11 protein-coding genes are annotated in these 14793 nt (G+C 65.4%); 5 read left to right on the plus strand and 6 right to left on the minus strand.

From position 1 onward, the window contains the following. Window positions 1–37: 37 nt before the first annotated feature. Window positions 38–1027 (plus strand): zinc-dependent alcohol dehydrogenase family protein, encoded by a 990-nt coding sequence (locus tag ACVWY5_RS14890; protein WP_028332349.1) that lies wholly within the window; start codon window positions 38–40, stop codon window positions 1025–1027. Window positions 1028–1042: 15 nt separating this feature from the next. On the opposite strand, the gene ACVWY5_RS14895 is transcribed toward ACVWY5_RS14890, so the two are convergent. After that, window positions 1043–2515: a protein adenylyltransferase SelO gene (locus ACVWY5_RS14895; protein WP_028332348.1), complete on the minus strand. Its 1473-nt coding sequence runs from the start codon at window positions 2513–2515 to the stop codon at window positions 1043–1045. A gap of 200 nt (window positions 2516–2715) precedes the next feature. On the opposite strand from ACVWY5_RS14895, the gene aspS reads away from it, so the two are divergent. Then, the gene (aspS, locus tag ACVWY5_RS14900) at window positions 2716–4491 is read left to right on the plus strand and encodes an aspartate--tRNA ligase (protein WP_028332347.1); all 1776 of its coding nucleotides are present in this window, start codon (window positions 2716–2718) and stop codon (window positions 4489–4491) included. Between the two features lie 112 nt (window positions 4492–4603). Here aspS and ACVWY5_RS14905 read toward each other — a convergent pair whose 3' ends face one another. Next, complete coding sequence (locus tag ACVWY5_RS14905) at window positions 4604–6595, minus strand: hypothetical protein (protein ID WP_028332346.1); 1992 nt, start codon at window positions 6593–6595, stop codon at window positions 4604–4606. Window positions 6596–6818: 223 nt separating this feature from the next. Between ACVWY5_RS14905 and ACVWY5_RS14910 the strand changes: the two genes are divergently transcribed. Both ACVWY5_RS14910 and ACVWY5_RS14915 read left to right on the plus strand, forming a co-directional pair. Further along, window positions 6819–9128: an NADP-dependent malic enzyme gene (locus ACVWY5_RS14910; protein WP_028332345.1), complete on the plus strand. Its 2310-nt coding sequence runs from the start codon at window positions 6819–6821 to the stop codon at window positions 9126–9128. A gap of 156 nt (window positions 9129–9284) precedes the next feature. Further along, the gene (locus tag ACVWY5_RS14915; RefSeq protein ID WP_028332344.1) at window positions 9285–9737 is read left to right on the plus strand and encodes a DoxX family protein; all 453 of its coding nucleotides are present in this window, start codon (window positions 9285–9287) and stop codon (window positions 9735–9737) included. A gap of 76 nt (window positions 9738–9813) precedes the next feature. Here the strand turns inward: ACVWY5_RS14915 and ACVWY5_RS14920 are convergent, their stop codons facing one another. The 4 genes from ACVWY5_RS14920 to ACVWY5_RS14935 form a co-directional block, all read right to left on the minus strand. Then, on the minus strand, window positions 9814–10371 hold the full coding sequence (locus ACVWY5_RS14920; protein WP_028332343.1) for a dihydrofolate reductase: 558 nt from the start codon (window positions 10369–10371) through the stop codon (window positions 9814–9816). Window positions 10372–10388: 17 nt separating this feature from the next. Further along, window positions 10389–11387, minus strand: a complete 999-nt coding sequence (locus ACVWY5_RS14925; protein ID WP_028332342.1) for a polysaccharide deacetylase family protein — start codon at window positions 11385–11387, stop codon at window positions 10389–10391. A gap of 171 nt (window positions 11388–11558) precedes the next feature. Beyond that, entirely contained in the window at window positions 11559–12128 is a 570-nt protein-coding gene (locus tag ACVWY5_RS14930; protein ID WP_028332341.1) for a glutathione peroxidase, read from the minus strand. 127 nt (window positions 12129–12255) lie between these two features. Then, window positions 12256–13971, minus strand: a complete 1716-nt coding sequence (locus ACVWY5_RS14935) for a L,D-transpeptidase family protein (protein ID WP_051376009.1) — start codon at window positions 13969–13971, stop codon at window positions 12256–12258. Between the two features lie 221 nt (window positions 13972–14192). On the opposite strand from ACVWY5_RS14935, the gene ACVWY5_RS14940 reads away from it, so the two are divergent. Then, window positions 14193–14750, plus strand: a complete 558-nt coding sequence (locus ACVWY5_RS14940; protein WP_028332339.1) for a CreA family protein — start codon at window positions 14193–14195, stop codon at window positions 14748–14750. Window positions 14751–14793 lie beyond the last annotated feature (43 nt).

Here is a 14793-nt window from a genome sequence, read left to right on the forward strand (position 1 = left end):
ATAGCGACATTCCATTCAATTGTTTTGGAGTTCGCCCATGGCCCGTGTCGTCCGCTTTCACCAGCATGGTGGTCCCGAGGTGCTGCGCATCGAGGAGATCGCGATTGCGCCGCCGGCCCGCGGCGAGGTTCAGATCCGCAGCAAGGCGCTGGGGCTCAACCGCGCCGAGGCCTCGCTGCGCCGGGGCAGCTATATCGAGACCGCGACGCTGCCGTCCGGCCTCGGGCTGGAAGTCGCCGGGATTGTCGCGGCGATCGGCGAGGACGTCGAAGGATTTGCGCCGGGCGATGCCGTGAGCATTGTGCCGCCGGTCTCGATGGTGCGCTGGCCTGCCCATGCCGAGCTCGCGACCTTTCCGGCGGAGCTTGTCGTCAAGCATCCACCCGCGCTCGGTTTTGAAACGGCGGCTGCGGTGTGGATGCAGTACCTCACCGCGTTCGGTGCGCTGGTCGATCTTGCAAGGCTCGGGCGAGGCGAGTTCGTCGTCATCACAGCGGCGTCGAGCAGCGTCGGGCTCGCGGCGATCCAGGTCGCCAACCGTGTCGGCGCGGTCCCGATTGCGGTGACGCGGACATCGGCCAAGGCGCAGGCGCTGCGCGAGGCCGGCGCGACGCACGTGATCGCGTCGGCGGAGCAAGATTTGCAATCAAGGCTGGAGCAGATCGCGGGACCGAACGGCGTGCGCGTGGTGCTCGATGCCGTCGGCGGCCCCGCCTTCGTGCCGCTGACGGCATCGATGGCACCCGGCGGCATCCTGATCGAATATGGTGGACTCAGTCCTGAGCCGACGCCGTTTCCGCTCGCCAACGTGCTCGGCAAGAGCCTGACCCTGCGCGGCTACCTCGTGCACGAGATCGTGCGCGATCCCGCGCGGCTTGCCGCGGCGAAGGCGTTCATCCTCGACGGGCTTGCGGACGGCGCCTTGAGGCCGATCATCGCCAGGACGTTTCCGTTCGAGGAGATCGTCGACGCGCACCGGTACCTGGAGTCGAACACGCAGTTGGGCAAGATCGTGGTGACGGTGTGAATGCGCAGGATGGGCTCACGTCCCGCAGAATGTCTGCGTCACGCGCTGCTCGGGGAGTGGCGGATCGGCGTAGGCTGCGAACTGCGGCTGGTCCTCATAGGGCTTGGCCAGCACCGTCAGCAGTTCCTCGAACGGCGCGTAGTCATCCGAGTTCACCGCAGCCGCAATCACCGCCTCGATCCGGTGGTTGCGCGGGATGAAGGCCGGATTGACCGCCTGCATCGCGGCCTTGCGTTCGGCCGGCGCTTGCGGCTCAAGCGCGAGGCGGGCGCGCCAGCGGGCGGCCCATTCGTCGAACGCCGCGGGATCGGTGAACTGCGCGCGGACGTCGGCGGCGTCATCGCTTGCGGCCTCGCCGAGATGGCGGAAGGTCAGCGTGAAGTCGGCCGCGTTCTTGGCCATCGCGTCCAGCAGATCCTGGATCAGCGCCTCGTCACCGTCGCGCGCGGTGAAGAGGCCGACCTTGGCGCGCAGCCCGGTGTTGTAGGCCGCGGTGAACTTTTCAGGGAATTCGCCGAGGATCACCTGCGCCTGCTCGATCGCCTTCTCCTGCTCGTCCGCGAACAGCGGCAGCAGGCATTCGGCGAGCCGGGTCAGATTCCACAACGCGATGCGCGGCTGGTTGGCATAGGCGTAGCGGCCCATCTCGTCGATCGATGAGAACACCTGCGCCGGGTTGTAGGTGTCGAGGAAGGCGCAGGGACCGTAATCGATGGTCTCGCCCGAGATCGAGGTGTTGTCGGTATTCATCACGCCGTGGATGAAGCCGACCAGGAGCCAGCGCGCGACCAGGGCGGCCTGCCGTGCCACGACGCCGGCGAGCAGGGCGTGATAGGGCTGGGCGGCGTCCTTCAGCTCGGGATAGTGCCTGGCGATGACATGGTCGGCGAGCGCGCGCACGCCGTCGGTGTCGCCGCGGGCGGCGAAGAACTGGAAGGTGCCGACGCGGATGTGACTCGCCGCGACGCGGGTCAGCACCGCGCCGGGCAGCGCGGTCTCGCGCATCACGGGCTCGCCGGTGACGACGGCGGCGAGCGAGCGGGTGGTCGGGATGCCCAAAGCGAACATCGCCTCGCTGACGATGTATTCGCGCAAGACCGGACCAAGGGCGGCGCGGCCGTCGCCGCGGCGGGAGAACGGGGTTGGGCCGGATCCCTTGAGCTGGATGTCACGGCGAACGCCCTCCTTGTCGATGACCTCGCCGAGCAGGATGGCGCGGCCGTCGCCGAGCTGCGGAACAAAGTGCCCGAATTGATGGCCGGCATAGGCCATTGCGATCGGGTCGGCGCCGTCAGGCAGCTGCTTTCCGGCAAGGATTTCGGCGCCCTCCGGCGTCGAAAGCAGGTCAGGGTCCAGCCCGAGCTGGACCGCGAGCGGCCGGTTCAGCTTGATCAGCCGGGGGGCGGCGACCGGGGTCGGCGCGACGCGGGCGAAAAAGTTCGCCGGCAGCGCCGAATAGGTGTTCTGGAACGGGAAATGGATGGTCATATCCCGAAGATAGGCTCGCGGGCCGAATAGGCAAACGATTGGCGCCCACCTGGCGCCGGATCGCAGCAAAATCTGCAGTTTCGGGCCAAAAGCGGGCGTTCCCTTGGTTGCCGCCCCGAGCGGGCTCGGGTAAACCCAGCGCCTTCGGATAGGAAGTTTCCTATCGCGATTCTCCTCCGACATCAGTTTTTGGAACGACTATGCATCGCTACCGGTCACACACATGCGGCGCGCTCCGAGAGGGCGATATCGACCAGACGGTCCGGCTTTCGGGTTGGGTTCACCGGGTCCGCGACCATGGCGGCGTGCTGTTCGTCGATCTGCGCGACCATTACGGCATCACCCAATGCGTGGCCGATCCGGACTCGCCGGCATTCGCCGAGGTCGAGAAGTTCCGCTCCGAATGGGTGGTGCGGATCGACGGCAAGGTGCGCCGCCGTCCCGCCGGCACCGACAACCCGGAACTGCCGACCGGCATGGTCGAGGTCTACATCAAGGAGATCGAGGTGCTGGGCCCGGCCGCCGAACTGCCGCTGCCGGTGTTCGGCGAGCAGGAATATCCCGAAGATATCAGGCTGAAATACCGCTTCCTCGACCTGCGTCGCGAGAAGCTGCACCAGAACATCATGACCCGCGGCGCGGTGGTCGATTCCATGCGCAAGCGGATGAAGGAGCAGGGCTTCTTCGAATTCCAGACCCCGATCCTGACGGCGTCCTCGCCGGAAGGCGCGCGCGACTTCCTGGTGCCGTCGCGCATCCATCCTGGCAAGTTCTACGCGCTGCCGCAGGCGCCGCAGCAGTACAAGCAGCTGTTGATGATGTCGGGCTTCGACCGCTACTTCCAGATCGCGCCGTGCTTCCGCGACGAGGACCCGCGCGCCGACCGTCTGCCGGGCGAGTTCTATCAGCTCGACGTCGAGATGAGCTTCGTCACCCAGGACGACGTGTTCGCGGCGATGGAGCCCGTGATCACCGGTGTGTTCGAGGATTTTGCCAAGGGCAAGCCGGTCACGAAGAACTGGCCGCGGATTCCGTTTGCGGAGGCCGTGCGCAAATACGGCTCCGACAAGCCCGATTTGCGCAACAAGATCGTAATGCAGGAAGTCTCCGAGCACTTCCGCGGCTCCGGCTTCAAGGTGTTCGCACGCATGCTGGAGGACCCGAAGAACCAGGTCTGGGCGATCCCCGGCACCGGCGGCGGCAGCCGCGCGTTCTGCGACCGCATGAACTCGTGGGCGCAGGGCGAAGGCCAGCCCGGCCTCGGCTACATCATGTGGCGCGAGGGCGGCGAGGGCGCGGGTCCCCTGGCGAACAACATCGGAGCGGAGCGCACGGCAGCGATCCGCGACCAGCTCGGCCTCAAGGAAGGCGATGCCGCGTTCTTTGTCGCCGGCGATCCCGAGAAATTCTGGAAGTTCGCGGGTCTCGCGCGCACCAAGCTCGGCGAGGAATTGAACCTGATCGACAAGGACCGGTTCGAGCTCGCCTGGATCGTCGACTTCCCGATGTACGAGTATGACGAGGAGAACAAGAAGGTCGACTTCTCGCACAACCCGTTCTCGATGCCGCAGGGCGGCCTCGACGCGCTGACGTCGCAGGACCCGCTGACCATCAAGGCGTTCCAGTACGACATCGCCTGCAACGGCTACGAGATCGCCTCCGGCGGCATCCGCAACCACAAGCCGGAAGCGATGGTGAAGGCGTTCGAGATCGCAGGCTATGGCGAGCAGGAGGTCATCGATCGCTTCGGCGGCATGTACCGTGCGTTCCAGTACGGCGCCCCGCCGCATGGCGGCATGGCGGCAGGCCTCGACCGCATCGTGATGCTGCTCTGCGGCACCAACAATCTGCGCGAGATCTCGCTGTTCCCGATGAACCAGCAGGCCATGGACTTGCTGATGGGCGCGCCGTCGGAAGCAACCCCGAAGCAGCTCAAGGAGCTTCACATCCGCACCAACCTGCCGGCGAAGGGTTAGGCGGGCAGGAGAGGTGCGTAGCCCGGATGGAGCGAAAGCGAAATCCGGGGCGGGTCTCTCCTGCGGCGACGCTGTTCCCGGATTGCGCTTCGCTCCATCCGGGCTACGGGAATCACAACCCCGTCGAGGCCTCGATCCGGAATTGCGCCAGCGCCGATTGCGGATCGGTCTTGAGCAACTGCATCAGCTGAAGCGCCGGCGCTTTCGCGCGCGGAGTGAGCTTGATGACCAGCGTCTGTCCCGGCGTCTCGATGAACTGGCCGATCGCGGTGAGGAGCGCGGTGGCGTCGGGATTGGCTCCGCCGATCTCGGCGCCTTGCGCCTTGATAGCGTCGAGGATGACCTTGCGCGCCTCGTCGCGGCTGATGTTCCGGGTGCGGGCGTACTGGGCGACAGCGAGGTCGATGATGCCGAGGTCGTGAATCGTGAGCTCGATCATGCCGGCTTCGATCTGCGCGGCCGCTCCCATGGCTTCCGCGGCGCTCGCCGAAAAGGTCTCGCGCGGCACGTTGCCAAGCGAGAGCTTTGCCGACGCATTCAGCAGGCCCGCCATGTCGAGCTTGACCGGCTCGAGCACGAACACGCGCGACGTCTCGGTCCAGACAGCGCCGAGATCGGCGTCGACAGCCATCCGGTCGATCCCGGCGGCGACGAACGGTTGCTGCCGCGGATCGGCCGCATCGAGCGGTGCCGCCAGCTTCGCGGTCAGCCGCAGCTTGCTCGGGATCGATCCGACGAACTGACCCCAGTCGAGACTGAAGACGTCGATGTTGACCGGCTTGCCGGTGGCCTTGTAGGGCGACGCGACGCCTTTGACCTCGACGCCTTCGATCAGCGGGAATAGCGCCAGCGCCTGTTCGGCCGACGGCTTCTGCGCGGCGAATTGTGCCGACAGCCGCATGAAGCTGGCGACGTCGAGCGACTTCAGCGCAAAGCGTCCGACCTTGATGGGACCGTTCGGCGCACGGGTATCGAGTCCCTCGACCGCAAGTTCGCCGATCTTGCCGTGTTCGAAGTTGAACCGCATCGAGGCGAGCTTGAGCGGGCCCTGCGGCGTCTCGACCGAGAGCCCATGCATCTCGGCATTTGCAATTCCGATGCCCGAATATAGGCCGGCGATCTTGTCCAGCAGTTCGCGTGCCTGGGCGGCAGACGGCGGCGGACTCCCTTGCGGCGGGATCATTGCCAGCAGCGCCGGCAGTTGCATCCGTGACGGATTGATCCTGGTGTCGTCGACGGTCACGCCCTCGATCCGCATGTTCACGCCGGGCGCAGCGGTAATGACATAAGGACCGGCCGAAAGGTGTCCCTGGATCCGGTACTCCCTGTCATCGTTGGCCTTGCCTGGATCGAATATCGCCGCCATCGCGCCGACGTCGATATCGGTCGCGGCGATGTTGGCGAGCTCGCCGGTCATTTTGATCGGCTTGCCTGCCGTCTGCTGGTTGATCGTGAACACAACCTTGTCGGTTTTGCTGGACGCGATCTTTCCGTCCTTCATGTTTTCAATGGCGATGCCCGAATAGGCGAATTCGCCGCCGGCGCCGTCGCCGGCTTTTGCGGCGGCGCTGAAGGTCATCGTTCCGGTCAGGCTGGGCGCAGCGACCGATGATGCGTTGATGCTCGCGAGCAGTCCGAACGCGGACCGGTACAGCTCGAAGATCGACGACGAGGCTGGAAGCTGGGGCAGGCTGGCGGGGCCGGAATAATCCTTCACCGTGATCCGCGGCGCCTTGTAGGTCAGTGAGGTGATCGTCGGGGTAGGTCCTGCCACGCCGATCTCGACATCGCTGAACTCGACATTGCCGGCGGAGACCCGTGCCGCGTCGGTTTGACCGAGGCCGGTCATCGTGAGACTGGCAATCTTGACGCTGACCGGGGATTGCGTCCCCGACTCGGTGGCGACGTCCGCGATCGTCAGGGTGCGGCTCTTAACGTCGAACGTGATCTTGCCGTGGCTCGCCTTGGTGCCGCTGGCACGGACCTGCTCGAAGGCGGCCTCGACGTCGCGCGTGACCCGGCGCTGGGCATAGAAGTCGAAACCGAAGAAGCCGGCAGCCGCGATCACAACCACGGCGATCAGGCCGAGCAGAATTTTCTTCATTCGGTCAACTCCGGATGATCAAGGGGAAAAAATTGCCAATCCGCGGCCGGAAGGTGCAGCATCCACGAACGGGCCGGCCCGGGCCTGTTGACGGGGACATTATCCGATGTTGCATCCAAGCGGCCGGACATGCTTCACATCCGGCTCGATTTGCCGGACAAATGACTTTCGCCTGAATTAGCACAGAAACAAGAAATTTGGGCCGGAAACGCGGGGAGCACGCATGTCGTCATCGTCTGAAGAACTCCATAACGCCGCGCTCGCCTATCACCGGCTGCCGCGGCCGGGCAAGCTCGAGATCCAGGCGATCAAGCCGCTTGCCAACCAGCGAGACCTGGCGCTGGCCTATTCGCCGGGCGTCGCCGCCGCCTGCACCGAGATTGCCAAGAACCCGGCCGAGGCGGCAACGCTGACTGCCCGCTCCAATCTGGTCGCCGTGGTCTCGAACGGGACCGCGGTGCTCGGTCTCGGCAATATCGGTCCGCTAGCGTCCAAGCCCGTCATGGAAGGCAAGGCGGTGCTGTTCAAGAAATTCGCCGGCATCGACGTGTTCGACATCGAGATCAAGGCCGACACGATCGAGCGCGTGGTCGAGACCGTCGCCGCGCTGGAGCCGACCTTCGGCGGCATCAATCTCGAGGACATCCGCGGACCTGAGTGCTTCGAGATCGAGGCGCAGCTCAAGGAGCGCATGAAGATCCCGGTCTTCCACGACGACCAGCACGGCACCGCGATCATCGTCGCCGCCGCGATCGTCAACGGGCTGTTGTTGAACGGCAAGCAACTCTCTGACGTGAAGATCGTCTGTTCGGGCGCGGGCGCGGCCGCGATCGCAACCCTCAATCTGCTGGTCTCGATGGGGGCGCAGCGCAAGAACATCTGGGTCTGCGACATCGATGGTGTGGTCTATGAGGGCCGCAACACCACGATGGATCGCTGGAAGGCGGTCTATACCCAGAAGACCGACGCACGCGTGCTCGCCGACGTCATTCCGGGCGCGGACATCTTCATCGGCCTGTCGGCGCCGGGTGTGCTGAAGCCCGAAATGGTCAAGCAGATGGGCGACAAGCCGCTGGTGATGGCGCTTGCCAATCCGGTGCCGGAGATCATGCCGGATGAGGCGCGTCTGGCGCGTCCCGACGCAATGATCTGCACCGGACGGTCGGACTTTCCGAACCAGGTCAACAACGTGCTCTGCTTCCCCTTCATCTTCCGCGGCGCGCTCGATGTCGGCGCCACCGCGATCAACGAGGCGATGAAGCATGCCGCCGTGGACGCGATCGCGCAGCTCGCGCGCGATCCGCCGTCGGATGCGGTGGCCCATGGTTTCGAGAGCGGCGAGACCCAGGGGTTCGGCCCCGGTTCGCTGATCCCGAGCCCGTTCGATCCGCGCCTGATCCTGCGCATCGCGCCGGCGGTGGCCAGGGCCGCGATCGAGTCCGGCGTCGCGACCCGGCCGATCACCAATTTCGACGAATACGCCGCCAATCTCGAACGCTTTGCCTTCCGCTCCGGCCTCACCATGAAGCCGGTGTTCGCCAAGGCCAAGACCCAGCCGGTGCGCGTGATCTACGCCGAAGGCGAGGACGAGCGTGTGCTGCGCGCGACGCAGGTGGTGCTCGAGGAAAAGCTGGCGCGGCCGATCCTGGTCGGCCGGCCATCGGTGGTCGAGACCAGGATCAAGCGCTTCGGCCTGTCGATCAAGGCCGGCCGCGATTTCGACCTGATCAATCCCGAGGATGATCCGCGCTACCGTTCCTATGTGCAGTCCTATATCGACGTCGCCGGCCGGCGCGGCGTGACGCCGGAGGCCGCGCGGACCGTGGTTCGCACCAACAATACCGTGATCGCGGCGCTTGCAGTGTCGCGTGGCGAGGCTGACGCGATGCTGTGCGGCGTCGAGGGCCGCTACATGAGCCATCTGCGCCATGTCCGCGAGATCATCGGCTTCCTGCCGGGGGTCAGCGACTATGCTGCGCTGGCGCTGATGATCACCTCCACCGGCGCCCATTTCCTCGCCGATACCCAGGTGCGGCCGAACCCGAGCGCGGAGGAACTCGCCGAAGTGGCATCGCTCGCGGCGATCCACGTCCAGCGCTTCGCCTTCAAGCCGAGGGTCGCCTTCGTGTCACATTCCGACTTCGGCAGCTATGACACGGATTCCTCGCGCAAGATGCGGCGGGCGACCCAGCTCCTGAAGGACAAGCATCCGGAGATCGAGGCCGACGGCGAGATGCAGGGCGACACTGCGCTGTCGGCGGCGGCGCGGCGCCTGGTGCTGCCGCAGTCGCGGCTGGAAGGCGAGGCCAACATCCTGATCATGCCGAACCTCGATGCCGCCAACATCGCCTATCAAATGATCAAATCGCTGGCCAACGCGTTGCCCGTGGGGCCGATCCTGATCGGTCCGGCGCGCCCGGCGCACATCCTCACCCCCGGCGTGACGGCGCGCGGCATCCTCAACATGACGGCGGTGGCCGCGGTCGAAGCCCAAGAGCGCGCCGGCCGCGCGCAGCCGACGCTGTTCGGCTGACGGCCGTTGTTTGAGCACGTTATGTTCGGAAAACCGCAGCGCAGCTTTCCGCATCGTGTTTGAACCGAGATGGATTCGATTTGATCGAGGCAGGTGGAGCGACCATAATCGCTTCGCCTGCTTCGTCCGATTTCTGCCATCCAGTGAGGCCGACCCATGCCAGCGTTCATCACCTTCGGGCGGATCCTGTTCGCCGTGCTGTTCCTCTATTCGGGAGCGAGCAAGCTGTTCGGCATCCAGGCGACGGCGGATCTGCTGGCGGCCAAGGTGACGATCCCGGCCGTGGTCGTGCCCTATACGCAGCAGATCCAAACCTCCGTCGGCATGCCCTTCATGCAGCTGCTGGCGATCACGATCGGTGGCTTCGAGATCGTCGCGGGGCTGATGATCGCGGTGAACGTGCTGGCGCGGTTCTTCGCGATTCTCCTGATCATCTTCGTGTGCTTCGCCACCTTCTACTTCCATGACTTCTGGAATCAGCCGGCGCCCGACAACCTCAGCACGCTGATCGATGCGCTGAAGAACCTGTCGCTGATCGGCGCGCTGTTCATCATCGCCGGCTACGGCCGCGGCCCGCGCCGCGACGACCCGGCCTATGGGGACGTGTAGGACGCGGCAGCGTAGGCATCATGCGTCAGGCTGGCACGTAGCGATGGGTTTCGCTGCGACTACGAACAGCGATCCCTCAACCCATCCGCCGCCACGGCGTCACGCTGACATCCTGCGCGGCATCGATCAGCTGCGGCGCGCCGGCGTGCAGGCCGTGCGCCGAGAGCACCTGCTGCGGGGTGCGGGCGGGAACGCCGGGAAAGCACGGCTCGCCGTCGGGGATGTGCACCTTCGGGGCGACCGAGAGCCAGAACGTGTCGTAGCGGTCCATGAACATGCCGAACACGCCGGGGCCGCCGATGACCGCGACCATGCCCGAGGTCACGCCGGCCTCGCGGCTCGCCGTCTCGAACGGGCAGCCGGCGGGATTCCACAACAGCGCCTTCGGATTATCGGGGTCGGGCGCGGTGGCCGCGACCTTGCTGGTCAGGATCAGCCGCCGCCGCTTCGGCGCGTTCGGCTGCTCTTCCTGGGAGTGACGGCCATGCACGACGAGGTCGGCGCGGTCGAGGGCTGCGGTGAAGAACCGCTTGTCGCCCTCGATCTTGAGATCGTCGGGCATCACGTTCCGCGCATTCGCCAGCCGGCCATCGGCGGAGACGATGACGAAGCCTTCGATGCGCAACGCCGGCACCAGGATTGTCGCCGGCGTTATTGCTGATCGACGGTGGTGACGACGCTGTTCACCGGGCGTGAGCTTACGGTCGGCAGCTTGACGTCCTTGGCGAGCTCCTGCTCGTATTGCGGCAGCACCGTTACCGGGAACTTGGCGCGCATCGCGACCACCTTGTAGCCGCCGGCCTTGAGCTGCGTCAGCAGCGTGGGCAGCGCTTCCGCGGTGTGCTTCTGGAAGTCGTGCATCAGGATGATGCCCTTGCCGAGCTTGTTCAGCTTCTTCATCACGGTGTCGATCACCTGCTGCGGCTTGCTCGCCTTGAAGTCGAAGGAGTCGAGGTCGCAGGAGAAGATCGCGATGTTGCGGTTGCCGAGATAGGTCACCATCTCCGGCGGATGCTGCAGCGCCGGGAAGCGGAAGAACGGCGAGGGTGAGGTCTCGAGCGCCCACTTGACCGCGGCGTAGCCGCGCTCGATCTCGTCCTTCTTCTGATCCTCGGTCAGCTTCTTGTTGTTCAGATTGGCGTGCGACCAGGTGTGGGCGCCGACCGTGTGGCCGGCGGCATAGACCTGCCGCAGGATTTCGGGGTGGTAGGTCGCGTGCTTGCCGATCGGAAAGAAGATGCCCGTGGTGCATTCATCCGCGAGCGCCTTCAGCACTGCCGGCGTGTTGCCCGGCCACGGGCCGTCGTCGAAGGTCAGCACCACCTCATGGTCGCGCAGGAAGTCGAGCTGCTTGAAATGCTCGAAGCCGAAGCCCGGACCGCCGGTGGTGTCGATCTCGACCGTGCGGCCGACGCCCAGCGCGTTCGGATTGTTGCAGGCGGCGCGCGCCGGCTGTGGCGGTTGCTTCGGCGGAACCGGGGCAGCGGTTGCGGTGGCCTGTGCCGGGGCTGCAGGTGCAGGAGCCGCGGCCGCTGGTGCTGCCGGTGCCGAGGTGGCGCCCTTGTTGGGGGGCGACGTCTGCGACCAAGCTGCGCTCGACGCGAGCAACGATACGGTCCCCGCAAAAATCAGACCTGTCGCAATGCGCATGGCGTGTTCCCTGCTGCTCGCGCTCCCGGCGCCGGCATTGCCGCGACCGGGTCGCTTCGCCCCCAACCGATCGTACCCTAGTCGCAGTGGCGACGCCAAGGCAATGAACGTGGCGAGCGCGTGTCCAAAATCCTCGCCGGATCAGTTAATTCCGGGGATTATCGTCATATCTCAGGCGGCCGCCAGTGCCCGTGCGATCCCGGTCTTGATGCGCGTGTCGTCGGGCGCAACCGACTCAGCGAAAACGTCGGCGAGGTAGCCGTCGCGGCCGATCAGGTATTTGTGAAAATTCCAGCGCGGTACGTCCTTCGGCCGAGCCTCCGCCGCCCAGCGGTAGAACGGATGCGCGCTCGTTCCGCGGACGATTGCTTTCGCCGCGATCGGGAAGGTGACGCCATATTGATGCTGCGCGGTCTCGGCGATCTCGGTTGGGCCGCCGGGCTCCTGGCCGCCGAAGTCATTGGAGGGGACGCCAATGATGACGAAGCCGCGATCGCGGAATTCGGTCCAGAGTTGCTGCAGGCCGGCATATTGCGGCGTGAAGCCACAAAGCGAGGCCGTGTTCACGATCATCAACGGACGGCCGGCATAGTCGGCAAGTCTGATATCGCCGCCGCCGAGTGCCGGAAATGAGAAGGCGTAGGCGGTGATCCGGCTCATCGCGAGCTGCTCGGCATGCAGCGGGCGGGATGATGCGGCTGCGGCGATCGCGGTCACAATTAGTGTCCTGCGGTCCATCATGGTCTCGTCCCCGGAACAGATGTTCGTCGGGATCATAATCCGGCGGGGAGGCGCAGGCTTTCAAGAAGGCGTTATTGCCGGAAGCGGGTGGCCGGATGGCGCGAAGCACAATCCGGGATCGATCGCCTCAACGCAGCGGCAGGATGAAGTCGGTGCCTTCGCCGGTCTCGCCCTGGTTCACACCGAGATCGGAGACGATGATCGATCCGCCGGTGCCGAGAGCTTCGCTGATCCGCGCCATCACGTCGGCCGGAATGGAGATGCGGTCGAGCGCCTCGGCCGGGGTGTTGGTCACCGGCTGCGGCTTGGCCTCGGCCACCGCTGCGGCCGCGATCTTGCGGCGATGCGAGGCACGCTCCTCGACGTCGATGCGGGCGACGTTGCGGGTCGGCAGCGTCACCACCGACCAGCGCAGCAGGTTCGGATCGGTCTTGTCGGCTTGTGCGGTGAACACATGGGTGCCGAGCGGCCGGTCGCTTGCCGCGATCGTCACCGGCACCTCGAACAGCGGTGCAAAATTCTGCCGCACGTAGAGCTTGGAATCCTTGCGGCTGATGAACACCGCAATCTGGCCGCCGCGCTTCGGCACGTCGATCCTGGCCGTGCCCGGCAGCCGTGCCGGATCCTTCTTGGCGTCGGGCGCATCAGCTGCGGTCGCCGCCTCGGCGGGTTTGTCAGCGGCCTTCGGTGCATCGGTCTTCGGTGCATCGATCTTGGGCGCCTCGGCAGCACCAGGCATGGCGGCGTCCGCCTTCGGCTCGTCGGCCTTGGCTTCCGCCTTCACCGGATCGCTTGCCGAGACCTCGCTCTTTGGCGTGTCGGTGCCGGCGGTGGTTTCGCCGACCGTGTTGTCATCTGTGGTCGGGTTGCTGTCGTGGCCGGCGGAATTGGTCTCGGCCGGCTTGTCGGCGGCGGCCGTCTCGGGCTTCACTGTCTCGGACTTGTCCGCTGCGATCTTCTCCGCAATGGCGTCGCGCGCCGTGGAAGAGGTCGCATCGGACATCGTCACCGACGCACTCGCTGCCGGCATCGCGCTGCTGGCGTCGGCGGTGTGGGTGTTGTCGCGCAGCGACGCGGCGGCATGGCCGACACTGCTGCGCAAATCGAGACTGGACTGCTTGTCGGCGCCCTTGTCGCTCTTCACGCCGAGCGGCGCATCCATCTTCAGAATGTCGTCGGCAACCGGCTGCTGCGGCGCCACCTTCTGCGTGACCAGCAGCGGGTGCGAGAAACTCTCCGGCGAGATCGTGCCCGGCGTGACGAACACGCGGGCACCCATCCGCGTCCAATTGTACATCTTGACCGCGAACGACATCGGCATGCGGATGCAGCCATGGGACGCCGGATAGCCGGGCAGCACACCGGCGTGCATGGCAATGCCCGACCAGGTGATGCGCTGCATATAGGGCATCGGCGCGCCGCTATAGATGTTGGACTGGTGATACTTCTGCTTCTGGATGACGCTGAAGACGCCCATCGGGGTCGAATGCCCCTTCATGCCTGTCGACACCGGGCTCTCGGCATACAGGCCGTTGGCGTCGTAGATACTGACCCGCTGCTGATCGATCGAGACCGAGATGATCAGGGGACCCTGCGGCTTGCTGCCGGCCTCCTTCTCGATCGCCGGATTCTTCTTGGCTGTGTTGCGCTTCGGCTTTTGCCGGTGCGGCTGTGGCAGCGGCTCGTAGTCGCCGTAGAAGGCGGAGTCGCGGTTCCAGTAATAGAGCGCTGCATCGGCCTGCGTGGAGGCGGCGACGGTGCCGGCGGTCGTCAGAATTGCAAGCTGCCAGAACCGCTCATTCGCGAAATCAAAAATCGAAATCCGCCGTCCACCTGCGCGCATATTCCGAATCCCAGTCCAGACTACCTGTTGGTTGTCGCAGACGCACAACGCGTTCACCAGCGCAAGCGATCTAACCCTTCCGTGAGGGCGGTATTTTCGACGAAAGAGTAACAAAAAAGCCTCACAAGAGGTTAAAGCGCCGCGTTCGATCACCGAACTGTCAGCGCCTTCCTGTGCGGCGTTTGCGCACTACATAGGCGGGACCCACCCCGGAGACCTCAATGACATCGAGAACTGTGAGCTTGTGTGACCTGCGACGGTTGTCTCGCTGGGGATGCGCGGTGCTGCTGATGTTGCTGGCTTTGGGGCAGGCGGGTCCTGCGGTCGCGGCCGACGAGCCGGACCTGATCTTCCGCCGCTCCACCGTGTTCAAATGGGTGAGCCCCAACGACAAGCTCGCGACCTATGGCGTCGACGATCCCGAGGTCGAGGGTGTCGCCTGTCACTTCACGGTGCCGGAGAGGGGCGGCTTCAAGGGCTGGCTTGGCCTTGCCGAGGAAGTCTCCGATATCTCGCTGGCTTGCCGGCAGATCGGGCCGATCCGCTTCAAGACCAAGCTCGGCCAGGGCGACGACATGTTCAGCAAGCGCCGGTCGCTGTTCTTCAAGAAGATGCAGATCGTGCGCGGCTGCGACGCCAAGCGCAATGTGCTGGTCTACATGGTCTATTCGGACCGCCTGATCGAGGGCTCGCCAAAGAACTCGACGTCGTCGGTGCCGATCATGCCGTGGGGCGCGGCCGATGCTGCCGTGCAGAAGTGCGGCGAGTTCATTCAGTAGCTGGAGCAGGGGCTTGGCCCAGGCGGCTGAGGCGGCGGGCGAG

This window comes from Bradyrhizobium sp. USDA 3256 (genome assembly GCF_054058275.1).